The 23945-nt window shown below is 69.9% G+C and carries 18 protein-coding genes; 8 read left to right on the top strand and 10 right to left on the bottom strand.

What is annotated here, in order from left to right; all coding sequences use genetic code 11:
* Positions 1-44: 44 nt before the first annotated feature.
* The 4 genes from BM109_RS24020 to BM109_RS24005 are packed head-to-tail and all read right to left on the bottom strand — an operon-like array spanning position 45 to position 3899.
* On the bottom strand, positions 45-995 hold the full coding sequence (locus tag BM109_RS24020) for a Bug family tripartite tricarboxylate transporter substrate binding protein (RefSeq protein WP_093348175.1): 951 nt from the start codon (positions 993-995) through the stop codon (positions 45-47).
* On the bottom strand, positions 992-1798 hold the full coding sequence (locus BM109_RS24015) for a citryl-CoA lyase (protein WP_093348172.1): 807 nt from the start codon (positions 1796-1798) through the stop codon (positions 992-994). The genes BM109_RS24020 and BM109_RS24015 overlap by 4 nt, the downstream gene beginning before the upstream one ends.
* Positions 1795-2709 carry a dioxygenase family protein gene (locus BM109_RS24010; protein WP_093348170.1) on the bottom strand — a complete coding sequence of 305 codons (915 nt, stop codon included), beginning with the start codon at positions 2707-2709 and terminating at the stop codon, positions 1795-1797. The genes BM109_RS24015 and BM109_RS24010 overlap by 4 nt, the downstream gene beginning before the upstream one ends.
* A 41-nt stretch (positions 2710-2750) precedes the next feature.
* Complete coding sequence (locus BM109_RS24005) at positions 2751-3899, bottom strand: CaiB/BaiF CoA transferase family protein (protein ID WP_093348167.1); 1149 nt, start codon at positions 3897-3899, stop codon at positions 2751-2753.
* A gap of 142 nt (positions 3900-4041) precedes the next feature.
* On the opposite strand from BM109_RS24005, the gene BM109_RS24000 reads away from it, so the two are divergent.
* Complete coding sequence (locus BM109_RS24000) at positions 4042-4947, top strand: LysR substrate-binding domain-containing protein (RefSeq protein WP_093348407.1); 906 nt, start codon at positions 4042-4044, stop codon at positions 4945-4947.
* Between the two features lie 135 nt (positions 4948-5082).
* The gene (locus tag BM109_RS23995; protein WP_093348165.1) at positions 5083-6003 is read left to right on the top strand and encodes a hydroxymethylglutaryl-CoA lyase; all 921 of its coding nucleotides are present in this window, start codon (positions 5083-5085) and stop codon (positions 6001-6003) included.
* Positions 6004-6009: 6 nt separating this feature from the next.
* On the opposite strand, the gene BM109_RS23990 is transcribed toward BM109_RS23995, so the two are convergent.
* The 4 genes from BM109_RS23990 to nirB are packed head-to-tail and all read right to left on the bottom strand — an operon-like array spanning position 6010 to position 11525.
* Positions 6010-7758 carry a bifunctional protein-serine/threonine kinase/phosphatase gene (locus tag BM109_RS23990; RefSeq protein ID WP_093348162.1) on the bottom strand — a complete coding sequence of 583 codons (1749 nt, stop codon included), beginning with the start codon at positions 7756-7758 and terminating at the stop codon, positions 6010-6012.
* Positions 7759-7768: 10 nt separating this feature from the next.
* A complete protein-coding gene (locus BM109_RS23985; RefSeq protein WP_093348160.1) occupies positions 7769-8581 on the bottom strand; it encodes a formate/nitrite transporter family protein in 813 nt (270 codons plus the stop codon).
* A 47-nt stretch (positions 8582-8628) separates the two neighbouring features.
* Positions 8629-8970, bottom strand: a complete 342-nt coding sequence (nirD, locus tag BM109_RS23980) for a nitrite reductase small subunit NirD (RefSeq protein ID WP_093348156.1) — start codon at positions 8968-8970, stop codon at positions 8629-8631.
* 26 nt (positions 8971-8996) lie between these two features.
* A complete protein-coding gene (gene nirB, locus BM109_RS23975) occupies positions 8997-11525 on the bottom strand; it encodes a nitrite reductase large subunit NirB (RefSeq protein ID WP_093348153.1) in 2529 nt (842 codons plus the stop codon).
* A gap of 429 nt (positions 11526-11954) precedes the next feature.
* Here nirB and BM109_RS23970 point away from each other — a divergent pair, with 429 nt between their 5' ends.
* From BM109_RS23970 to BM109_RS41305, 5 genes are all read left to right on the top strand, one after another.
* Entirely contained in the window at positions 11955-12455 is a 501-nt protein-coding gene (locus BM109_RS23970) for a YbaK/EbsC family protein (protein WP_093348151.1), read from the top strand.
* On the top strand, positions 12452-12715 hold the full coding sequence (locus BM109_RS23965; protein WP_093348148.1) for a DUF1289 domain-containing protein: 264 nt from the start codon (positions 12452-12454) through the stop codon (positions 12713-12715). Before BM109_RS23970 ends, BM109_RS23965 begins: the two co-directional genes overlap by 4 nt.
* A complete protein-coding gene (locus BM109_RS23960) occupies positions 12712-13356 on the top strand; it encodes a 2-hydroxychromene-2-carboxylate isomerase (protein ID WP_093348146.1) in 645 nt (214 codons plus the stop codon). The genes BM109_RS23965 and BM109_RS23960 overlap by 4 nt, the downstream gene beginning before the upstream one ends.
* A gap of 175 nt (positions 13357-13531) precedes the next feature.
* On the top strand, positions 13532-15226 hold the full coding sequence (locus BM109_RS23955; protein ID WP_093348143.1) for an MFS transporter: 1695 nt from the start codon (positions 13532-13534) through the stop codon (positions 15224-15226).
* Positions 15227-15352: 126 nt separating this feature from the next.
* On the top strand, positions 15353-15514 hold the full coding sequence (locus BM109_RS41305) for a hypothetical protein (protein ID WP_172705265.1): 162 nt from the start codon (positions 15353-15355) through the stop codon (positions 15512-15514).
* 16 nt (positions 15515-15530) lie between these two features.
* On the opposite strand, the gene BM109_RS23950 is transcribed toward BM109_RS41305, so the two are convergent.
* Together BM109_RS23950 and BM109_RS23945 are read right to left on the bottom strand one after the other, a co-directional pair.
* A complete protein-coding gene (locus BM109_RS23950) occupies positions 15531-16652 on the bottom strand; it encodes an ABC transporter substrate-binding protein (protein WP_093348404.1) in 1122 nt (373 codons plus the stop codon).
* A gap of 164 nt (positions 16653-16816) precedes the next feature.
* A complete protein-coding gene (locus BM109_RS23945; RefSeq protein ID WP_093348140.1) occupies positions 16817-17935 on the bottom strand; it encodes an ABC transporter substrate-binding protein in 1119 nt (372 codons plus the stop codon).
* A 182-nt stretch (positions 17936-18117) separates the two neighbouring features.
* Here BM109_RS23945 and uvrA point away from each other — a divergent pair, with 182 nt between their 5' ends.
* A complete protein-coding gene (uvrA, locus tag BM109_RS23940; RefSeq protein WP_093348138.1) occupies positions 18118-23913 on the top strand; it encodes an excinuclease ABC subunit UvrA in 5796 nt (1931 codons plus the stop codon).
* Positions 23914-23945 lie beyond the last annotated feature (32 nt).

The raw sequence follows: 23945 nt of genomic DNA, 5'->3' as shown, positions 1-23945 counted from the left end.
TCTGTCTCCTGTCGCGGGAGGTCCCGCTTTTTTTATCGAACCGATCAATCGACCTGCGCGCCCGAGCGCTGCACCGCCTCGCCCCACTTGGCGATCTCGGTGCGCGCGAAGGCGTCGAGCTGGTCGGCATTCATCTCGGCCTGCTCGATGCCCTGCTGCGCGAGCTTCTCGCGCACCTCGGGCTGGGCCAGCACCTGGCGCGTGGCCTCGCGCAGCCGGTCGCGCTGCGCGGCGGGCATGCCGGCGGGCGCGTACAACATGAACCAGGCGACGAGGTCGAAGTCCTTCACGCCCTGTTCCATCAGCGTGGGCACCTCGGGCGCGGCGGCGCTGCGCTTCGCGCCCGAGGCGCCGATCGCGCGCAGCTTGCCCGCGCGCACCTGCGGCAGCACCGCGGCCGGGTGATAGAACATGAACTGCACGTTGCCGGCCATCAGCTCGGTCATGGCCTGCGCGCCGTCGCGGTAGGGCACGTGCATGAAGCTCTTGCCGAGCCGCACGTTGAGCAGCTCGCCGGCCAGATGGCCCGAGGTGCCGTTGCCGGCCGAGGCGAAGTTCACGTTGCCGCTCGCGTTGCCCAGGTCGGCCACGCGCTTCCACGGCGAGCCGGCGGGTACCACCAGCAGCGTGGGCGTGGCGCCGATGAAGCCCAGCGGCACGAAGTCGCGCAGCGGCTGGTAGCTCAGCCGCTTGTAGAGCGAGGGGTTGATGGCGTGCGTGCCGACCGTGCCCAGCAGCAGCGTCTGGCCGTCGGTGCCGGCGCGCGCGACCTGCTCGCTGCCGATGGCGCCGCCCGCGCCGGGCTTGTTCTCGACGATCGCGCCGGTGCCGAGCTGGCGGCCCAGCGCATCGGCCAGGATGCGGCCGACGATGTCGGTCGAGGTGCCGGCGCCGAAGGGCACGACGATCTTCAGTGGCCGCGCGGCGCCCGGCGCCTGCGCGAACGCCGCGCCCGTGGCCAGCAGCGCGCCGGCCAGCAGCAGGCGGCGCTTCATGCCGCGCTCCCGAAGCCGGCGGGCAGCTCGCCCTCGTACTGCAGCTCGCGCGTGGCCTGGTAGGACAGCGCGAAGCCGCTCGGCGTCTCGGCCTCCTCGGCCAGGTGCGCGATCAGCCCCGCGGTGCGCGCGAGGATCGGCACGCCGCGCAGCGAGGCCACCGGGAAGCCCACGCCCAGCAGCACGGCCGGGATCGCGGCCGAGACGTTCATGCGCAGCTCGCGGCCCACGATGGCGGGGATGGCGCGTTCGAGCGCCTGCGCGATGTGCACGTAGCGCAGGTCGGCGCCGGCCTCGGTCGCGACCTCGATCAGCCGGTCCACGCGCGGATCGTTGGCCTTGTGCAGCGGATGGCCGTAGCCGGGGATGGCCTGGCGGCCTTCCTTCAGCGCGCGGATGGTGTCGGCCGCCACATCGTCGAGCGACTCGCCCGCGTCGACGCGCGCCGCCACGCCGGCGAACAGCCGGCCCGCGGTTTCGGAGGCGCCGAGGATCACCGAGCCGCAGCCCAGGATGCCCGCGGCCACCGCGCCCTGCAGCGCATCGGGCGCGGCCGCGAAGGTCATGCGGCTGGCCTGCACGCTGGGCACCAGGCCGTGCTCGGCGATCGCCACCAGCGTGGCGTCGAGCACCGCGCTGCAGGCGGCGTCGGGACGGCGGCCGGTGAGCAGCAGGAAGAAGTAGTCCGAGAACGAGACGCGGCCGATCAGGTCGCGACAGAGGTCCTGGCCGCGCACGACGATGGTGTGTTCGTCCGAGGTGCAGATGGCGGTGCGCGGGACGGTGGATTTGCCGATTTTCATGAGAGGGCGTTCGAGGTGGCGGGTTGCAGATGGAAGTCGTAGTGCGCGGACCAGTACGGCTGCTCGAGCGCGCGGCCGTCGGGCGCGCGGCCCGGCGCATGGGCCTCGAAGTCGACGAGCAGGCTGGGCCGCACGCCGAACACCGCGTCGGAGTCGATGTAGGGGCTGCCCGCGACGAACAGGTGCGTGGTCACCGGCACGTGGCCCTCGGCCGCCACCTTCATGTGGATGTGGCCGGGCCGGTTCGGATGGCGGCCCATGCCGTCGAGCATGCGGCCCACCGGGCCGTCGACCGGCACCGGGTAGTACGAGGGCTTGATCGACCAGAACCAGTAGCGGCCCTCGGCGTCGGTGCGGATGCGCGCGCGCGCCGCCATGCCCGCGCCCTCGACCTGCATGTCGTAGACGCCCTCGCCGTCGCCCGACCAGACGTCGAGCAGCGCGTTCGCGAGCGGCTCGCCGCGCGTGTCGCTGACGCGGCCGCTGTAGAAGGCCGGTTCGCCGCGCACGCCCGGCGCGATGTCGGCGCCCAGCGGCAGCTCGGGCGCGCCGTCCCAGTAGTAGGGGCCCTGCACGGTGGCCTCGGTGGTCTCGGTCGCGGGCAGCGCCTCGCCGTTCTTGCCGGCGCGCGCGGCGGCGCGCAGCTGGTCGAGCATCACCACCATCATCGAGGCGCCCAGCGTGTCCGACAGCAGGATGAACTCCTGGCGCTTGTCGTCGCAGGCCTGGCCGACGGCGGTGAGGAACTCGATGCCGGCCATCCATTCGTCGGGCTGCAGGTCGACCTCGCGGATGAAGGCATGCAGGTGCTCGATCAGCGACTGCATGATGCGCGCGAAGCGCGGGTCGGCCGCGCCGTCCAGGCGCTGCAGCGCGGCCCGGGTCAGTTCGTCGGCGTTCGATGGGGTCATGGGGCTGGTCTCCGTTCTTTTCTTCTGGGGGTGGGAATGCGTCAGCGCTGCTGCAGGCGTCGGCGTATGGGTTCGACGATCGCCGCGTTGTCGGCGCCCAGCACCGGCGGCGCCGTGACCTCGAGCGCGCGCTCGCCGTCGAAGCTCACGGGCGAGCGGATGGTGCGCCAGTCGCCGCCCTCGGGATGGGGCGCGCTGACCTCGAGCTGCAGGTGGCGCGCCTGCGGATCCTCCATGGCCTCGCGCGTGTCGTACATGGGCGCATGCGGCACGTCCTCGGCCTCGAGCCGCGCGCACCAGTCGGCGCGCGTGCGTGCGCGGAACAGGCCGTCGAGCAGCGCGATCAGGTCGTTCTGGTGCGCGATGCGGCCCTCGCGCGTGGCGAAGCGCGCGTCCTGGAACAGGTCGGGCCGCTCGATCGCGTTGGCCAGGCCCTGCCAGAACTTCTCGGGCGAGGACATGTGCAGCGCGATCCACAGGCCGTCGGCGCACTCGAGCACGTACGACTGCGAGACGCTGGGCCGGCTGAACGGACCCATGATCTCGTTCTCGGAGAAGTAGTGCGTGAAGGCGTCGAGGTTGAAGTGGCACATGGCCTCGAGCATCGAGACCTCGACCTTGCGGCCCTGGCCGGTGCGCCCGCGCTCGACCAGCGCGCCGAGCACGCCGTAGGCCGCGTAGAAGCCGGTCATCGCGTCGGCCACGGCCGGGCCCACCACGCGCGGATTGGCCGGGTTCACCAGCAGCTTGAGGAAGGCGCTGGCCGCCTGCGCCACCGTGTCGTAGGCCGGGCGCGCCGCGGCCGGGCCGGTCTGGCCGAAGCCGCTGATGGCGCAGTAGATCAGCCGTGGATTGAGTTCGCGCAGCCGCGTCTCGCCCGCGCCCAGCCGCTCGGCCGCGCCGGGGCGGAAGTTCTGGATGTAGACGTCCGAATCCTTCACCAGCTCGTCGAACACCGCCGCGTCCTCGGCCAGCTTGGGGTTGAGCGTGACGCTGCGCTTGTTGCGGTTGTAGGTCTGGAAGTGCGGGCTGTAGAGCCCGCCGCGGAACGAACGGAACGGATCGCCGCTGCCGGGCTGCTCCACCTTGACCACCTCGGCGCCGAGGTCGGCCAGGAACATGCCGGCCGCCGGTCCGGTGATGAACGTGCCTTGCTCCAGCACCTTGATGCCGCTGAGGACCTTGTGCACTCGTGTGTCTCCTGCTGTCGTGTCGTGTCATGCCCTCGCGGGATGGGAGCGAACTCTATGCAGGCGGCCCGATTTTTAACAATGATGGTTTTGCATGGATACCATCGACGCCATCGATCGTTCGACGCAACGGAAGGCCTCCATGGAACTGCGGCACCTGCGCTACTTCAGCGCCCTGGCCGGCTCGCTCAACTTCACGCGCGCGGCCGAGCGGCTGCACGTCACGCAGTCGACGCTGTCGCACCAGATCAAGCAGCTCGAGGAGGAGCTGGGCCGGCCGCTGTTCGACCGCATCGGCAAGCGCGTGGCGCTGACCGAGGCCGGCGAGGCCTTCCTGCACCACGCCACGCGCGCGCTGCAGGAGATCGACCGCGGCCTCGGCGCGCTGCGCGAGGACCCGCAGGAGGCGGCCGGCGAGCTGCGCATCGGCTCCACCCACACCTTCAACCTCGGCTTCATTCCCGACTGCATCGCGGGCTTCCAGCAGCGCTATCCGCGGGTGCGCGTGAGGGTCGACGAGCTCGCGGCCGACCTGATCGGCCAGCGGCTGCAGCAGGGCACGCTCGACCTCGGCATCGCCTACCGTCCGGCCCAGCCCGGGCCGCTGCAGTTCGAGCCGCTCTACAACGAGGAGATGGTGCTGGTGGTGGCGCACGACCATCCGCTGGCGCGGCGCAAGCGGCTGCGCATGGTCGAGCTGCATCGCCTGCCGATGGCGCTGCTGCCCGCGAGCTTCGCCACCCGCCAGATGCTCGACGAGTGCTTCCGCTCCTGCGGCGCCGAGCCGCAGGTGGTGGCAGAGATCAACACGCTGGCGCCGATCATGGGACTGGTGGCGAAGACGCGGCTCGCGGCCATCGTCTCGGCCAACGCGGTGCTGCCGAACTCGGGGCTCGCGACCGTGCGGCTCGAGAGCCCGACGCCGGTGCGCACGCCCGGCATGCTGTGGGCACCGAAGGCGCGCGAGGCGGCGCCCACGCGCGCCTTCGCGGCCATCGTGCGCAAGATGGCGTTCCGCACCAGCATGCTCGAGCGCAGCGACGGCTAGCCAACGACTGGCACCATTTGCAACCGCTGTGGCGCGCATTGCTACCTTCCGCGCCTTGTGTACCAGGCAGGCCGGGCCCATCTGCCGGACAATGGATTTTGCTTTTCCATCCTCCCGCGACACCAGAGACAAGCCATGAAACTCCCCACCCGCGTCCAGATCGTCGACGTCGGCCCGCGCGACGGGCTGCAGAACGAGAAGCAGCCGGTTTCGGCCGAAACCAAGATCGGCCTGGTGCACCGGCTGCAGGACGCCGGCCTCGAGGAGATCGAGGTCACCAGCTTCGTGAGCCCGAAGTGGGTGCCGCAGATGGCCGACAACGCCGAGGTGATGCACGGCATCAAGCGCAAGCCCGGCGTGCGCTACTCGGTGCTCACGCCCAACCTCAAGGGCTTCGAGGCCGCCATCGCCGCGCCGCGCGCGGAATGGCCCGACGAGATCGTGGTGTTCGGCGCCGCCAGCGAGGCCTTCAGCCAGAAGAACATCAACTGCTCGATCGCCGAGAGCATCGAGCGCTTCGCGCCCGTGGTGGCCGCGGCGCTCGACAAGGGCATCCGCGTGCGTGGCGCGATGTCGTGCACGGTCGGCTGCCCCTACGAAGGCGAGATCGCCCCGGCCAAGGTCGGCTACCTCGCGCAGCTGATGAAGGGCATCGGCGTGCAGCGCGTCGACGTGGCCGACACCATCGGCGTGGGCACGCCGCGCAAGGTGCAGGCGGCGATGGAGGCCACGCTGGCCCACTTCGGCGTCGACGCCATCTCCGGCCACTTCCACGATACCTACGGGCAGGCGCTGGTCAACACGCTGGCGGCGCTCGAGCTGGGCGTGTGGAACTTCCAGTCGTCCTCGGCCGGCCTCGGCGGCTGCCCCTATGCCAAGGGCGCGACCGGCAACGTGGCGACCGAGGACGTGGTCTACATGCTGCACGGCATGGGCATCGAGACCGGCATCGATCTCGACAAGCTGATCGACGCCGGCGTCTACATCAGCGAAGCGCTGGGCCGCGAGCCGAACTCGCGCGCCTCGAAGGCGATCCGGACCAAGCGCGCGGGCTGAGCGTCTTCAGCGCCCGAAGGCGCGCAGGCCCAGCAGCACCACCACCGCCACGGCCAGCAGCACTGTGGTGCATTGCCAGAACAGCACCGGCCGGCGCTCGATCAGCGCCGGCGCTCGCGCGCGCAGGAACTCGGCACCCGGTGACTGCAGGTCGTGCGCGAACTCCGACACCGCCTGCTGCCGCTTCGCGGGCTGCGGATGCAGCGCCTTGTGCAGCACCGCGTCGACCCAGGCCGGCAGTTCGGGCCGGAACTGGCGCAGCGGCACATAACGCAGGCGATGGGCATCGGCCGCGCTGCGGATGCGCGACGCCTGCAGCCCGTAGGGCAGTTGGCCGCTCAGCATGCGGTAGGCGATCACGGCCAGCGAGAACAGGTCGGAGCGCGCCGTGCCGCCCTGGCCCGTGAAGTACTCGGGCGCGGTGTACTGCGGCGTGCCCTCGATCGCGAGCGCGCGCGGCTCGTCGCCGCCGTCGTCGAGCCCGGCCACGTGGGTGGCGCCCAGGTCGATCAGCTTGACCGTGCCCGCGCGGTCGATCATCGCGTTCTCGGGCCGCAGGTCCTGGTGCAGCATCTCCTTGCCGTGCATGGCCTGCAGGCCGCGCGCGAGCTGCGCGACGATGGCGCGCACGCTGTCGAGCGAGGGCCGCGGGTGGTCGACCATCCACTGGGCGAGCGTCTGGCCCTCCACGTATTCCATCGCCACGAACAGGTGGCCGCGCGCGCGCTCCAGCGGCCAGGCCTTGAGCACGTGCGGGCTGTCGATGCGTCGCGCCACCCATTCCTCGAGCACGAAGCGGTCGAGGTAGGCGGCGTCCTCGCGCAGGTCCACCGAGGGCAGCTTCAGCACTGCGGGGCGGCCGCTGGCGTCGTCGGTGGCGAGGTAGACGTGGCTGCGCGAACTCAGGTGGATATCGCGCACCAGCGTGAAGCCCTCGAAGCGGTCGCGCGGCGCCAGCGGCGGCGGCAGCGCGAGCCCTTCGCGATCGAGCGGCAGCGCCGACGCGTCGGGCGCGGGCAGTTCGTCGATGCGCAGCAGCTGCACGGTGGCATCGTCCTCGCCGCCGCGCGCGCGGGCGATCTGCACCAGGCGCAGCGCGGCCGCGTCGAGGTCGCCGGCGCAGCGCACCAGCGCGTCGTTCACGGCGGCGGCATCGAGGTGCGCATGCGCGCCGTCGGTGGCCAGCAGGTAGACCTCGCCGGCCTCGGCCTCCCAGCAGCGGTAGTCGATCTCGACGTTCGGGCCCGCGCCCAGCGCGCGGCCCAGGTACGACTCCACCGACGAGACATGCACGCGGTGGTCGTCGGTGAGTTGCTCGAGCGCGCTCGCATGCACGCGGTAGATGCGCGCATCGCCCACGTGCAGCAGGTGCAGCTCGCGGCCCTTGAGGATCAGCGCGCTGAAGGTGCAGACATAGCCGCTGTCCTTGTCGAAGCGCGCGTCGCTGCGCATGGTCTGTGCATGCAGCCAGGAGTTGGTGGCGCCCAGCACGCGCTGCGCCGCGCGGCGCACCGACCAGGCATCGGAGGTGGCGTAGTAGTCCTCGAGGAAGCCGCGCACGGCGGCCGCGCTCGCGACCTGGCTCACGCGGCTCGAGCCGATGCCGTCGGCCAGCGCCAGCGCGATGCCCTTGGCGGCGCGCTGCGCGCCTTCGGGCAGCATCGCGCCATGGAAGTCCTGGTTGACCGCCGACCCGACGCCGGCCAGCGAGTGCTGGCCCAGCGTGACGCGCGGCGCCTGGCGCCTGGCGGCCATGGGAGCGCGATCAGCCCGCGACGCGCTTGGGCGCCGTCTTGTAGTGCGTGGCGTAGAGCGTGAGGCCGACGAAGCTCAGGCCGCCGACCAGGTTGCCGATCACCGTGGGCAGCTCGTTCCAGATCAGGTAGTCCATCAGCGTGAACTTGCCGCCGAGCATCAGGCCGGTGGGGAACAGGAACATGTTGACGATCGAATGTTCGAAGCCCATGTAGAAGAAGATCATCACGGGCATCCACATGCCGATCGCCTTGCCCGAGACGGTGGTCGACATCATGGCCGCGACCACGCCGGTCGACACCATCCAGTTGCACATCACGCCGCGGATGAACAGCGTCAGCATGCCGGCCGCGCCGTGCGCGGAGTAGCCGACCGTGCGGCCCTCGCCGATGTGGCCGAGCCGCTCGCCGATGGCGTTGGGCGCCTCGCTGAAGCCGAAGGTGAAGATGATCGCCATGAACACCGCGACCGTGAGCGCGCCCGCGAAGTTGCCGACGAACACCAGGCCCCAGTTGCGCATCACGCCGCCCCAGGTGGCGCCGGGGCGCTTGTCGAGCACCGCGAGCGGCGCCAGGGTGAAGACGCCGGTCAGCAGGTCGAAGCCCAGCAGGTACAGCATGATGAAACCGACCGGGAACAGCATCGCGCCGACCAGCGCATTGCCGGTGTTGACCGTGATGCTGACCGCGAAGGCCGCCGCCAGCGCGAGGATGGCGCCCGCCATGTACGAGCGGATCAGCGTGTCGCGCGTGGACATCAGCAGCTTGGATTCGCCGGCATCGACCATCTTGGTGACGAACTCGGCGGGGGCTAGATAGGCCATGGGGATCCTTGGGAAGAAATGGAATGCAGGGGGAAGGGGCGCGCGCCTCAGGCCAGCGCGACGAGCACGCGGCCCTCGTGCTCGCGCACCGCATGCGCGCGCACCGAATGCTCGGGCGCCTCGAGGCATTCGCCGCTGCGCAGGTCGAAGTGGTTCTTGTAGAGCGGCGAGGCGACCACGACGCGGTCGCCGAGGCTGCCGACCAGCCCGCGCGAGAGCACGCTGGCGCCGGCCTTCGGGTCGACGTTGTCGATGGCGTAGAGCGTGGCCTCGCGGCCGACGCGGAAGATCGCCACGTGCACGCCCTCGACCAGCGCGCACACGCCGGTATCGGGCAGGATGTCGGTGGCCGCGCACACGGCGGTCCAGTGCAGGTCTTGCGGGGTCATGGGGCTTCCTCTTTCGTTGTCGTTCTTCAGGCCATCGAGACGTCGGCGGCCTCGGTGCGCTCCTCGGCGCGCGCCGGCCGCTTCTGGCCGCGCTCGCTCACGAACACGATGTGCTCGTCGGGCTTGTCGCTGTTGACGAAGGAGCGGAAGCGCTGGCGCGTGGCCGGGTCGTTGACGGCGGTCTTCCACTCGCACTGGTAGGTGTCGACCACGGCCTGCATCTGGGTCTCGAGCTCGGCGTGGAGGCCCAGCGTGTCCCGCAGCAGCACGCCCTTGAGGTAGTCGAGGCCGCCCTCGAGACTCTCGCGCCAGGTGCTGGTGCGCTGCAGCCGGTCGGCGGTTCGCACGTAGAACATCAGGAAGCGGTCGATCAGCCGGATCAGCTCGGCCTTCGACAGGTCGCTCGCGAGCAGCTCGGCATGGCGCGGCTTCATGCCGCCGTTGCCGCAGACGTAGAGGTTCCAGCCCTTGTCGGTGGCGATCACGCCCACGTCCTTGCCCTGCGCCTCGGCGCATTCGCGCGTGCAGCCCGAGACGCCGAACTTGATCTTGTGCGGCGCGCGCAGGCCCTTGTAGCGGTTCTCGAGCTCGACCGCGAGGCCCACGCTGTCGTCCACGCCGTAGCGGCACCAGGTCGAGCCGACGCAGCTCTTCACCGTGCGCAGCGACTTGCCGTAGGCATGGCCCGACTCGAAGCCGGCCGCGATCAGTTCCTCCCAGATCGCGGGCAGCTGCTCGACGCGCGCGCCGAACATGTCCACGCGCGCGCCGCCGGTGATCTTGGTGTAGAGGCCGTACTTCTTCGCCACCTGGCCGACCGCGATGAGACCGTCGGGCGTGACCTCGCCGCCCGGCATGCGCGGCACCACCGAATAGGTGCCGTCCTTCTGGATGTTGCCGAGGAAGTAGTCGTTGCTGTCCTGCAGCGCGGCCAGGTCCTTCTTGAGCACGAACTCGTTCCAGCACGAGGCGAAGATGCTCGCGGCCACGGGCTTGCAGATGTCGCAGCCCAGGCCCTTGCCGTGCCTGGCGAGCAGGTCGGCGAAGCTGCGGATCTCGCCCACGCGGATCAGGTGGTAGAGCTCCTGGCGCGAATAGGGGAAGTGCTCGCAGAGGTGGTTGTCGACGGCCATGCCGCGCCTGGCCATCTCCATCTTCATGACCTGCGTGACCAGCGGCACGCAGCCGCCGCAGGTGGCGCCGGCCTTGGTGCAGGCCTTCATCGCGGCCGGGGTGCAGGCGCCCTGGCCCACGGCCTCGCAGATCTGTCCCTTGCTGACGTCGTTGCACGAGCAGATCTGCGCGCTGTCGGGCAGGGCCTCGACGCCCAGGCCCGGCTTCGCCTTGCCGTCGCTCGAGGGCAGGATCAGGAACTCGGGATCCTCGGGCAGCGCGATGCCGTTGAGCGCCATCTGCAGCAGGGTGCCGTATTCGGCGGCGTCGCCCACGAGCACCGCGCCGAGCAGCAGCTTGCCGTCCTCGCTGACGACGATCTTCTTGTAGACCTTCTTGCGCTCGTCGATGAACTGGTAGGCGCGCGACTTCGGCGTCCTGCCGTGCGCGTCGCCGATGCTCGCCACGTCCACGCCCATCAGCTTGAGCTTGGTGCTCATGTCGGCGCCGGTGAAGGCGGCCTCGTGCTCGCCCGCGATGTGGCGCGCCGCCACGCGCGCCATGTCGTAGCCGGGCGCGACCAGGCCGAAGGTCTGCTCGTTCCACGAGGCGCATTCGCCGATGGCGTAGACGTTGCGGTCGCTGGTGCGGCAGTGGTCGTCGACCGCCACGCCGCCGCGCGGGCCCACGGCCAGCAGGCACTGGCGCGCGAGTTCGTCGCGCGGGCGGATGCCGGCCGAGAACACGATCATGTCGGTCTCGAGGTAGCTGCCGTCGGCGAACACCATGCGATGTCGCGCGGCGGCGCCGTCGACGATCTCCACCGTGTTGCGGCCGGTGTGCACGTGCAGGCCCAGCGCCTCGATGCTCTCGCGCAGCGCGCGGCCGCCGCCCTCGTCGACCTGCACCGCCATCAGCCGCGGCGCGAACTCCACCACGTGGGTCTCGAGGCCCATGTCGCGCAGTGCCTTCGCGCATTCGAGGCCGAGCAGGCCGCCGCCCACCACCACGCCGCTGCGCGAGCGCGCGCCGCATTCCTTCATCGCCTCGAGGTCCTCGATGGTGCGGTAGACGAAGCAGTGGGGCCGGTCGCGCCCGGGCACCGCGGGCACGAAGGGGAAGGAGCCGGTGGCCAGCACGAGCTTGTCGTAGGCCACGACTTCGCCGTCGGCCGTGGTGACGGTGTTGTTGCGCCGCTCGACGGCCACCGCGCGCGCCGCGAGGCGCAGCGTGAAGCCGCTGCGCTCGAAGAAGCCGGGCTCGACCAGCGAGAGGTCTTCGGCCGTCTTGCCCGCGAAGAATTCGGACAGGTGCACCCGGTCGTAGGCCGGCCGGGGCTCCTCGCACAGGACGGTGACTTCCGCGCCGGGAATGCCGAGCGCGTGGAGCTGCTCGAGGAACTTGTGGCCGACCATGCCGTGGCCGATGACTGCGATTTTCATGCTGAGGTCCTGCGGGGGCAGCCGGTCCTCGGATGCAGGCCACCGGGGCTGTCGGGGCGACAGCGGCAGGAGGCCTCCGCGACGGAACGGATGCGAATAATCGGATGGACAAACGAATCCGGCGGCTCATCGCCATCGGCTCGCTCGAACCCCGCCGTCGTTAGCGGAGGCACTGCGAACCCACCCAGGCCGGGAGGTCCGCGATGGGGTCGAGCAATATCCATGCCGCCGAAAAAGACCGGTGGCGGCTCGTGCGCGCACCGCAATCGCACCCAAAGTGGCGCGGCCGCGGTGCGGCGCTGTCCGCATTGGTGCGGTGCTCGAAAGGGTGGCCGCGCGGCGGCGGCGCCGGGGCCCGGGGCTTTTTCGTATGCTCGGGTGCCTGCAACGCGGGGCGCACGCCCCCACGAACCTCCGAAGACCCAAGCCATGTGCGGCTCCGAACTCCATTCCCTTCCCGACGGTGTCCAGCGCGTCGCGCGCGTGCTCCAGGACGCCGGCCATCCGCATGCGCCGCGCATGCTCGACGACGCCTGCCGCACCGCGCAGCAGGCGGCCGACGCGCTCGGCATCGCGGTCGGCCAGATCGCCAAGAGCATCATCTTCCGGCGCAAGAGCGACGAGGTCGCGGTGCTGGTCATCACCTCGGGCGACAAGCGCGTCGACGAGAAGAAGGTCGACGCGATCGTCGGCAAGACCGGCCGCGCCGACGCCGACTTCGTGAAGGCGCGCACCGGCTTCACCATCGGCGGCGTGTCGCCCGTGGGCCATGTCACGAAGCCGGTGGTGCTGATCGACCGCGAGCTGTTCCGCTTCGAGGAGATCTGGGCCGCCGCGGGCCATCCGCATGCGGTGTTCCAGCTGCGTCCGCACGACCTCGAGACGCTCACGGGCGCGCCGGTGGCCGACGTGGTGGTGGCCGCGGCGTGAACGTCGCCGAAGCGCAGGCCCTGGCCGACCGCGCCGCCGAACTGCGGGGGCTGGCCGAGCCGGTGCCCTCGCCCTGCAGCTCGGTGTGCCGCATGGACCGGCTCAGCGGCTTCTGCGAGGGCTGCCTGCGCACCATCCCCGAGATCGCGGGCTGGAGCCGCATGGAGGACGACGAGCGGCGGCAGGTCTGGCGCGCGATAGAGTGGCGGGCCCGGGCCGGCATCTGGCGGGCGCCGGCCATCGGAGACATCGACGCATGAAGCACATCGACTTCTACCTGGACTTCATCTCGCCCTATGCCTACCTCGCGTTCGAGCAGCTGCCGCAAACGCTCGAGGGCCTGAGCTACAGCGTGGACTACCGCCCGGTGCTGCTGGGCGCGGTGCTCAAGGCGCACGGCCAGCTCGGGCCGGCCGAGATTCCCGCCAAGCGCGGCTGGACCTACCGCCACGTGCTGTGGCTGGGCCACCAGCACGGCATCGAGATCGCGATGCCGGCCTCGCACCCCTACAACCCGCTCGCGCACCTGCGGCTCGCGCTCTCCACCTGCGACGACGGCCGCGTGAGCCGGCTGGTGGCCGAGACCGTCTTTCGCCACGTCTGGCGCGGCGGCCTCGAGGCGGCCGATCCCGCGCGGCTGGCCGCGCTCACCGCGCAATTGCAACCGCGTCGCGATGCCGGCAGCGACGAGAGCAAGGCCCTGCTCCAGCGCAACACCGCGGACGCGATCGCGCTCGGCGTGTTCGGCACGCCGGCCTATGCGGTCGACGGCCGGCTGTTCTGGGGCTTCGACGGCCTCGCGATGCTGCGCGCCTACCTCGCGGGCGATGCCTGGTTCGACGGGCCGCAATGGGCCGAGGCCGACCAGCGTCCGGCCCTGCTGCGCAGCAGCAAAAACTGAGCATCCGCAGCACCGACGCTGCATTTCTTACAGGCTGAAACGTGCGTCGAGGGTTTCACCTTAATCCGTAAGCGCCCGTTCAGTTTCGCGAAAGGCTCGGGTCAGTCGCGCCTCCAAGAATGCCCCACGGTCCCGAATTCGGGCGCCGCATGAACGCATACACAGGAGACGATCAATGGCAGCCACACTAGATTCACGGGGAGTGCCGCATCCGGCCCCCCGGCCCATGTCGGCGGAGGAGAAGAAGGTCATCTTCGCTTCTTCGCTGGGAACCGTGTTCGAGTGGTACGACTTCTACCTCTACGGTTCGCTCGCGGCGATCATCGCGAAGCAGTTCTTCAGCGGCCTCGATGCGGGCGCGGCCTTCATCTTCGCGCTGCTGGCCTTCGCGGCCGGTTTCCTGGTGCGTCCGTTCGGCGCCATCGTGTTCGGCCGGCTCGGCGACATGATCGGGCGCAAGTACACCTTCCTGGTCACGATCCTGATCATGGGCCTGTCGACCTTCATCGTCGGCCTGCTGCCCAGCTACGCGACCATCGGCGTCGCGGCGCCGGTGATCCTGATCGCGCTGCGCATGCTGCAGGGCCTCGCGCTCGGCGGCGAGTACGGCGGTGCCGCCACCTACGTGGCCGAGCACGCGCCGCACGGCAAGCGCGGTGCCTACACCTCGTGGATCCAGACCACGGCCACGCTCGGCCTGTTTCTGAGCCTGATCGTGATCCTGGGCGTGCGCGAAGGCCTGGGCGAAGCGGTGTTCAACGACTGGGGCTGGCGCATTCCGTTCCTGGTCTCGATCCTGCTGCTGGGCATCTCGGTGTGGATCCGCCTGTCGCTGTCGGAATCGCCCGCGTTCCAGCGCATGAAGGCCGAGGGCAAGACCTCGAAGGCGCCGCTGGCCGAATCCTTCGGCGAGTGGAAGAACCTGAAGATCGTGATCCTGGCGCTGGTGGGCCTGACCGCCGGCCAGGCCGTGGTCTGGTATTCGGGCCAGTTCTACGCGCTCTTCTTCCTGACCGCGCAGCTCAAGGTCGATGCGACCACCGCCAACCTGATGATCGCCGCCGCGCTGCTGCTCGGCACCCCGTTCTTCGTGATCTTCGGCACCCTGTCGGACAAGATCGGCCGCAAGCCGATCATCATGGCCGGCTGCCTGCTGGCCGTGGTGACCTACTTCCCGGTCTTCAAGATGCTGACCGAGGCCGCCAACCCCGACCTCGCCAAGGCCCAGGCCACCGCCGGCGTGACCGTGACCGCCGACCCCGCGACCTGCTCGTTCCAGGGCAACCCCGTGGCCCGCGAGATCGACTTCCGCAGCTCCTGCGACATCGCCAAGCGCTATCTGGTGCAGAACTCGGTGAGCTATGAGAACGTGGCCGGCGCGCCGGGTTCGAAGGCCGTCGTGAAGATCGGCGACAAGACGGTGGAAGCACCGATCGGCAACGTCGTGAACCTCAAGTTCGACGAGACCTCCGCCAAGGAGATCGCCGCCTTCAAGAAGGGCGTGGCCGAGGACCTGAAGATCGCGGGCTACCCGGCCAAGGCCGACCCCGCGAAGATGAACAAGCTGCTGACGGTGCTGCTGCTGTTCTGGCTGGTGCTGCTGGTGACCATGGTCTACGGGCCGATCGCCGCGATGCTGGTCGAGCTGTTCCCCACGCGCATCCGCTACACCTCGATGAGCCTGCCGTACCACATCGGCAACGGCTGGTTCGGCGGCCTGCTGCCGACCACCGCCTTCGCGATCGTGGCCTCCACCGGCAACATGTACAACGGCCTCTGGTACCCGATCATCATCGCGGGCATCACGCTGGTGATCGGCACGCTGTTCATCCGCGAAACGAAGGACGTGGACATCTACGCCCACGACTGAGCGCCACGGCGCCGATGAAAGGAGGGCGCCGCGCGTCCTCCGTTCAACAAAGAGGCTTCATGCCGACCCTCGGCATGAGGCCTTTTTCTTGAACCCAGCAATCACCCCTCTCAGGAGACAGAACCCATGTGGAAAATCGCAGTCGGCTTCGCCATCTTCGCGGCCATCGCGCTGTACGTGATCTCGAAGGCCGGCGACAAGGTCGACATGTCGGGCGAGAAGCACGGCGTGGAAGTGCACGAGCCGGCGCCTGCTGCGCCGGCTGCCGCTGCGAGCGCGCCGAAGTAAATCTCCGAAGCGCTGCCTAGCGCTTGAAGCGGCCGTCGCTCACGATCGACAGGTCGACGTATTCGATGCCCGTGTGATCGGTCGGCGAAAACGAGATATCGAGCCCGCCACCCGGGTCGTACTGGAAGGCATTGAGCGTGGCCAGCAGCCGCGCGCGCGTGGGCTTCGGCCCGGTGCGGCGCAGTGCCTCCACCAGCACCTTGGTCGCCACGAAGCCTTCGAGCAGCGCGGGCGACAGGTCTTCCTGGCCCTTGGCCTTGGCGAGCGCCAGGGCCTCCTTGATCAGCGGATTGCCGAACGAGCGCTCGTAGGGGAACACCTGCGTGATGATCACGCCGCGGCTCGCGCTGCCGAGGTCCTTGATGAAGCCCGAGGCCGCGTTGTTCGACAGCGTGACCACCTGCGCGGCCGAGCCCGCGGCGCGCAGCGCCTTCACGCCGTCGGACACCGAGGTGCCCGAGCCGATCCACAGCACGGCCTGCGCATTCGCCTCGACGAGCTTCGGCACGATGGCCGCGAAGTCGGGCTTGTTGCGGTCGGCCAGCGCGATCACCACCGGCTTGAGATTGGCCTTCTCGAAGCCGCGGTTCGCGCCCTCGAGGCCGTCCTTGCCGAAGGAGTCGTCGGCCTGCACCACCGCGATGCGCTGGATGCCCGTGGTCTGCAGGTGCACCACCGCCTTCTCGGCCTCGCGCTGGTAGGTGGAGCGCACGTTGAAGATGTTCTTCTGCACCGGCTTGTGCAGCGCCATCGCGCCGGTCGACGGGCCGACCAGCGGCACGCCATGCTTGTCGAGCAGCGGGATCACCGCGAGCGTGTTGGGCGTGCCGCGGTTGAGCAGCAGCGCGACCACCTTCTTGTCCTCGATCAGGATGCGCGAGTTCTCGAGCGAGCGCTTGGCATCGAGGCCGTCGTCCATGCGGATGACCTCGATCTGCTCGCCGTTGATGCCGCCCTGGGCGTTGACCTGGTCGATGACCAGCTGCGAGCCCATGATCGTCTCCTTCACGCTGGCCGCCACCGGTCCCGACAGATCGGCCGACTGGCCGATCACGATCTGGGCCGAGGCGCCGGTCGCCGCGAGTGCGAGCACCAATGCGGCGGCGCGCAGGCGCGGGATCCTTTTCTTCTTCTTCATCGACAAAACCTTTCCCGTCAGGATTCGTGTCCATGTCAGCAAATGCAATTATGTGTAGCTAGACGTGACATACGATTCCTCGTGCAAACCCTGTCAAACCGTTGTTTGCAAAAGCAAAAAGCCGGGCACTGGGCCCGGCTTGGTCGAGAGGGAAAGGCGCCGCTTCAGCGCTTGAAGCGGCCCTCGCTGATGATCGAGAGATCGGCGAAATCGATGCCGCTGTGGTCCTGCGGCGTGTAGCTGATCTCGAGGCCGCCGAGGTCGTAGTCGCGCAGGCCATCGAGCGCGGCCACCACGCGGGCGCGCGTGGGTTTGGGGCCGGCGCGGCGCAGCGCCTCCACCAGCACCTTGGCCGAGGCGAAGCCCTCGAGCGCCGCGGGCGAGAGCTCGTTCTGGCCCTTGGCCTTCGCGAGCGCGATCGCCTCCTTCACCATCGGGTAGCTGATCGAGCGCTCGCTCGGGAACACCTGCGTGACCACCACGCCGCGGCTGGCCTCGCCGAGCTGCTTGATGAAGCCCGAGGAGGCGTTGTTCGACAGCGTGACCACCTGCGCCGCCGAGCCGGCCGCGCGCAGCGCCTTGATGCCCTCGACCACCGCGCTGCCCGAGCCGATCCACAGCACCGCCTGCGCCTTGGCCTGGACGATGGCGGGCACGATGGCCGCGTAGTCGGGCTTGTCGCGGTCGGCCGGCACGGTGGCCGCGGGCTGGGCCTTGGCCTTGCCGAAGCCGGTCATCGCGCCCTCGAGCGCATCGGCGCCGAAGGAGTCGGTCACGTGCACGACCGCGATGCGCACCATGCCGATGGTCAGCAGGTGCTGCACCGCCTTCTCGGCCTCGCGCTGGTAGGTGGCGCGCACGTTGAACACGTTCTTCTGCACCGGCTTGTGCAGCACCATCGCGCCGGTGGAGGGCCCGATCAGCGCCACGCCGTGCTTGTCGAGCCAGGGAATGATGGCCTGCGAATGCGGCGTGCCACGGCTCATGAAGAGCGCGAGCACCTTCCTGTCCTCGATCAGCGCGCGGCCGTTCTCGCCCGCGCGCTTGACGTCGAAGCCGTCGTCGAGCCGGATCACCTCGATCTTCTCTCCATGTACGCCGCCCTGCGCATTGGCGGCATCGATCACCAGCTGCGCGCCGCCGATGGTCTCGTTGACGCTGGCGGCCACCGGGCCCGTCATGCCGGCGGTCTGGCCGATCAGGATCTGCGCCTGCGCGGGCAGCCAGACCAGCGCGCCGAGCGCGATCAGGGCCGCGCGCAGGCGGCCGTGCTTCTTCGTCATGTGTGGTCGTCCCTTCTTTTGCGATGGCGCTGCCACCGTTGCAAACCAACGCCTTATTTGTTTCTAAAAGTATTAAGTCCACCATTCGGACAAACCCCTGCGCGGCCACCGTCCTTACAGCGGGGTGCACCGGCGCGTCATGGACCACTCCCTAGAATGTTTGCCCCACCCCCAAGGCACTCATGACACAGGGCTCCATCCGCATCCGTGGCGCACGCCAGCACAACCTCCAGAATCTCGACCTCGACATCCGCACCGGCGAGATGACCGTGGTCACCGGGCCCAGCGGCTCGGGCAAGTCGAGCCTCGTGTTCGACACCCTGTACGCCGAGGGCCAGCGGCGCTACGTCGAAACCTTCTCCGCCTACGCCCGCCAGTTCCTCGATCGCATGGACAAGCCGGCGGTCGACAAGGTCGAGGGCGTGCCGCCCGCGATCGCCATCGACCAGACCAACCCGGTGCGCTCCTCGCGCTCCACGGTCGGCACGATGACCGAGCTCAACGACCACCTGAAGCTGCTCTATGCGCGCGCGGCCGACCTGTTCGACCGCGAGACGGCGCTGCCGGTGCGCCACGACTCGCCCGACAGCATCTATGCGCAGATCGTCGAGCGCGCAGCGGCCGCGGGCGATCCGCGGCTGGTCGTGACCTTCCCGGTCGAGCTGCCCGCGAGCACCACGGCCGACGAGGTCACGCAGTGGCTGTCAGCCAGCGGCTTCACGCGCGTGCAGGCCGAGCGCGAGGTGGCCACGCCCACCGGTCCGCGCAAGGTGCTCGACGTGGTGGCCGACCGCTTCCGCGCCTCGAGCGCCGAGCGCTCGCGCGTGGTGGAGGCGATCGAGGTCGCGCTCAAGCGCGGCAGCGGGCGCGTGACGGTGCATGCGACGGGCGCCGAGGAGAACGCCGTGGCCGACGTGTGGAAGTTCTCGACCGGCCTGCACTGCCCCGAGAGCGACATCCGCTACGGCGATCCGATCCCCTCGATGTTCTCGTTCAACTCGGCCGTCGGCGCCTGCGACACCTGCCGCGGCTTCGGCCGCGTGATCGGCGTCGACCTCGGCCTCGTGATCCCGAACGACAAGCTCACCCTGCGCGCGGGCGCGATCAAGACCATCCAGACCCCGGCCTGGAAAGAGGCGCAGGACGACCTCATGCGCCACGCCGAGGCCGCCGGCATTCCGCGCGACACGCCATGGAACAAGCTGACCGCCGAGCAGAAGCACTGGGTGATCGAGGGCACGCCCAACTACAAGGAGGGCAACTGGAACAAGCAGTGGTACGGCATCCGCCGCTTCTTCGGCTACCTCGAGAGCAAGGCCTACAAGATGCACATCCGCGTGCTCTTGTCGAAGTACCGCAGCTACACGCCGTGCCCCACCTGCGCGGGCGCGCGGCTCAAGCTCGAAAGCCTGCTGTGGCGCATCGGCAGCAAGGAAGACGCCGACGCGGTGCTGCCGCCCGAGAAGCGCTTCATGCCCATCGGCGTGAAGTGGACGCGCGCGCAGCTCGAGGCGCTGCCGGGCCTGTGCCTGCATGACCTGATGCTGCTGCCGATCGAGCGGCTGCGCCAGCTGTTCGACCGCATGACGGCCGGCGGCACCGCCACGGCCGGCGAGGCGCAGCGTTCGAGCGCGGCCGGCGAGGCCCAGGCGCTGAAGCTGCTGTTCGAGGAGATCACGACCCGGCTGCGCTACCTGCACGACGTCGGCATCGGCTACCTCACGCTCGACCGCCAGAGCCGCACGCTCAGCGGCGGCGAGGTGCAGCGCATCAACCTCACGACCGCGCTCGGCACCTCGCTGGTCAACACGCTGTTCGTGCTCGACGAGCCCAGCATCGGGCTGCATCCGCGCGACATGAACCGCATCACCGAGGCCATGCTGCGGCTGCGCGACGCGGGCAACACGCTGGTGGTGGTCGAGCACGACCCCGCCGTGATGCTCGCGGCCGACCGCGTGATCGACATGGGCCCGGGCCCCGGCGCGCGCGGCGGCCAGATCGTGTTCGACGGCAGCACCGACGCGCTGCGCGACGCCGACACGCTGACCGGCCAGTACCTGGGCGGGCGCAAGAAGATCGGCATGGGCTTCAAGCGGCTGGTCAGCGAGAACACGCACCGGCTCATCCTCGAGGGCGTGCGCGAGCACAACCTCAAGGACATCAGCGTGGAGTTCCCGCTCGCGCGCCTGGTCTGCGTGACCGGCGTCAGCGGCTCGGGCAAGTCGACGCTGGTGCAGGACGTGCTCGCGCCCGCGCTGATGCGCCACTTCGGCAAGGCCACCGAGACGCCCGGCGCGCACGACCGCCTGCTCGGCGCCGACCACCTCGGCGACGTGGTGTTCGTCGACCAGTCGCCGATCGGCAAGACCGCGCGCTCCAACCCCGCGAGCTACGTCGGCGCCTGGGACGCGATCCGCGAGATCTTCGCCACCGCGCCGATCTCGCGCCAGCGCGGCTACACCGCGAGCAAGTTCAGCTTCAACTCGGGCGACGGCCGCTGCCCCACCTGCGGCGGCTCGGGCTTCGAGCACGTCGAGATGCAGTTCCTCTCGGACGTCTACCTGCGCTGCCCCGACTGCGACGGCAAGCGCTACCGGCCCGAGATCCTCGAGGTGCGCATCGAGCGCCACGGCAAGAGCTACAACGTGGCCGACATCCTCGAGCTGACCGTGGCCGAGGCCGCGGCGCTGTTCGATGCCGACCGCGACGTGCTGCGCGTCCTGCAGCCGATCTCCGACGTGGGCCTCGACTACGTGAAGCTGGGCCAGCCCGTGCCCACGCTGTCGGGCGGCGAGGCGCAGCGCCTCAAGCTCGCGGGCTTCCTGGCCGAGGCCGCCAAGGGCGCGACCTCGAGCAAGCAGGCGGTGGCGCGCAAGGGCACGCTGTTCCTGTTCGACGAGCCCACCACCGGCCTGCACTTCGACGACATCGCGCGGCTCATGCGCGCGCTGCGCAAGCTGCTCGACGCCGGCCATTCGCTGATCGTGATCGAGCACAACCTCGACGTGATCCGCGCCAGCGACTGGTGCATCGACCTCGGCCCCGAAGGCGGCGAGGGCGGTGGGCAGGTGGTGGCCGAGGGCACGCCCGAGCAGCTGCGCGAGAACCGCGCCTCGCTCACGGGCGCCGCGCTGGCCGACTACGAGCTCGCGATCGGCCCCGGCGCCTACAAGGTGGCCGAGCGCGCGGCGCGCCGCTACATCGCGCAGGCCAAGAAGGCGCCGGGCGCCGACGCGGTCGAGATCGTCAACGCGCGCGAGCACAACCTCAAGAACCTCAGCGTCAACATCCCGCGCGGCAAGTTCAGCGTGGTCACGGGCGTGAGCGGCTCGGGCAAGTCCACGCTGGCCTTCGACATCCTGTTCAACGAAGGCCAGCGCCGCTATCTCGAATCGCTCAACGCCTATGCGCGCAGCATCGTGCAGCCCGCGGGCCGGCCCGAGGTCGATGCCGTCTACGGCATTCCGCCCACGGTGGCGATCGAGCAGCGCCTGTCGCGCGGCGGCCGCAAGAGCACGGTGGGTACTACCACCGAGGTCTGGCACTTCCTGCGCCTCTTGTTCGTGAAGCTCGGCGTGCAGCACTGCGTGAAGGACGGCGCGGCCGTGCAGCCGCAGACGCCCGACAGCATCGCGGCGCAGCTGATGCGCAACTTCAAGGGCCAGCACATCGGCCTGCTCGCGCCGCTGGTGAGCAACCGCAAGGGCGTCTACACCGAGCTGGCCGACTGGGCGCGGCCGCGCGGCTTCACGCACCTGCGCGTCGATGGCGACTTCCTGCCGACCGCGGGCTTCCCGCGCATCGACCGCTTCAAGGAGCACAGCATCGAGCTGCCGGTGGCCAGCCTCGACGTCTTGCCCACGAACGAGAACCAGCTGCGCGAGGCGCTCACGAAGGCGCTCGAGCACGGCAAGGGCGTGGTGCACGTGCTCAGCGAGATGGACGGCCTGCGCGCCGCCATGATGGCCGGCGTGACGGCCGCGGGCATCGGCCGCGTCAGCGTGTTCTCGACCCTGCGTGCCTGCCCGGTCTGCAGCACCAGCTATGCCGAGCTCGACCCGCGCCTGTTCAGCTACAACAGCAAGCACGGCTGGTGCCCCGACTGCGTGGGCACCGGCGTCAAGCTCAGCAAGGAACAGCGCAAGATCTTCGACGACTCGGTGATGGCCGACGACCAGAAGGGACGCGAGCAGACCTTCGCCGAACCCGACGCCGAGGACGTGGGCGACGTGGCCTGCCCGACCTGCAAGGGCACGCGGCTCAATGCGACCGCGCGCGCGGTGCTGTTCGGCGGCGGCGCGGTCCATGCGCATGCCGGCACGCCGGGCTGGGGCGAGGGCGGCATCGGCATCACCGAGCTCGCGCGCATGAGCGTGACCGACATCCGCACCTGGTTCGAGAACCTCTCGCTCTCGGGCCGCGAGGCCGAGATCGCGCGCGACCTGGTGCCCGAGATCAAGAGCCGGCTCGAGTTCCTCGAGGAAGTGGGCCTGGGCTACCTCACGCTCGACCGCGGCGCGCCCACGCTGTCCGGCGGCGAGGCGCAGCGCATCCGGCTCGCGGCGCAGCTCGGCAGCAACCTGCAGGGCGTGTGCTACGTGCTCGACGAGCCGACCATCGGCCTGCATGCACGCGACAACCGCATCCTGCTCGACGCGCTGCACAAGCTCGGCGACAAGGGCAACACGCTGGTGGTGGTGGAGCACGACGAGGACACGATCCGCCGCGCCGACCACATCATCGACATCGGCCCGAGCGCCGGCAAGCGCGGCGGCCGCCTGGTGGCGCAGGGCGCGGTGGCCGACATCGAGCAGGCGGCCGAGTCGCAGACCGGCCGCTACCTGCGCGACGCCATCAAGCATCCGCTGCAGGCGCGCCGGCTCATTCCCTCGCCCGACCCGAAGGCGCCCGACAACGGCCAGTGGCTCACGGTGCGCGGCGCCGACATGCACAACCTGCAGGACGTGACGGTCACCGTGCCGCTGCAGCGGCTGGTGGTGGTCACCGGCGTGAGCGGCTCGGGCAAGTCCACGCTCGCGCGCGACGTGCTGCTGGCCAACGTGCAGGCGGTGGTGCAGCAGCGCAGCACCAAGGCCGGCCGCGACGCCGATGCCGCGGGCAAGCGCCCGGCCTGGGCCGGCTGCAAGGGCGTCGAGGGCTACCAGAGCGTGGACCGCGTGCTCGAGGTCGACCAGACCCCGATCGGCAAGACGCCGCGCAGCTGCCCCGCGACCTACATCGGCTTCTGGGACACCATCCGCAAGCTGTTCGCCGACACGCTCGAGGCCAAGGCGCGCGGCTACGGCCCGGCGCGCTTCAGCTTCAACACCGGCGAAGGCCGCTGCCCGGCCTGCGACGGCGCGGGCGTGCGCACCATCGAGATGAGCTTCCTGCCCGACGTGAAGGTGCCCTGCGAGGTCTGCCACGGCGCGCGCTTCAACCCCGAGACGCTGGCCGTGAGCTGGCGCGGCAAGAGCATCGGCGACGTGCTGCAGATGGAGGTGGACGAGGCGGTCGAGTTCTTCGCGAGCATGCCGAACATCAGCCATCCGCTGCAGCTGCTCAAGGACGTGGGACTCGGCTACCTGACGCTGGGCCAGCCTTCGCCCACGCTGTCGGGCGGCGAGGCGCAGCGCATCAAGCTGGTGACCGAGCTCAGCAAGGTGCGCGACGACATCACGCGCCGCGGCCAGAAGGCGCCGCACACGCTCTACGTGCTCGACGAGCCGACCGTGGGCCTGCACATGGCCGACGTCGAGAAGCTGATCCACGTGCTGCACCGGCTGGTGAACGGCGGCCACAGCGTGGTGGTGATCGAGCACGACCTCGACCTGATCGCCGAGGCCGACTGGATCGTCGACCTCGGGCCCGAGGGCGGCAACGGCGGCGGCCGCGTGGTGGCGGCGGCGGCGCCCGAGGAAGTGGTGCGGCTGGGCACGCACACGGGCGTGGCGCTGGCACCGGTGCTGGCGCGCTGAGGCTTTCTTCGGCCGGCACCAACGCCGGACGG

Source organism: Variovorax sp. PDC80, from assembly GCF_900115375.1.
GTDB lineage: Bacteria > Pseudomonadota > Gammaproteobacteria > Burkholderiales > Burkholderiaceae_C > Variovorax.
This window is presented reverse-complemented; position numbering and strand designations above follow the sequence as displayed.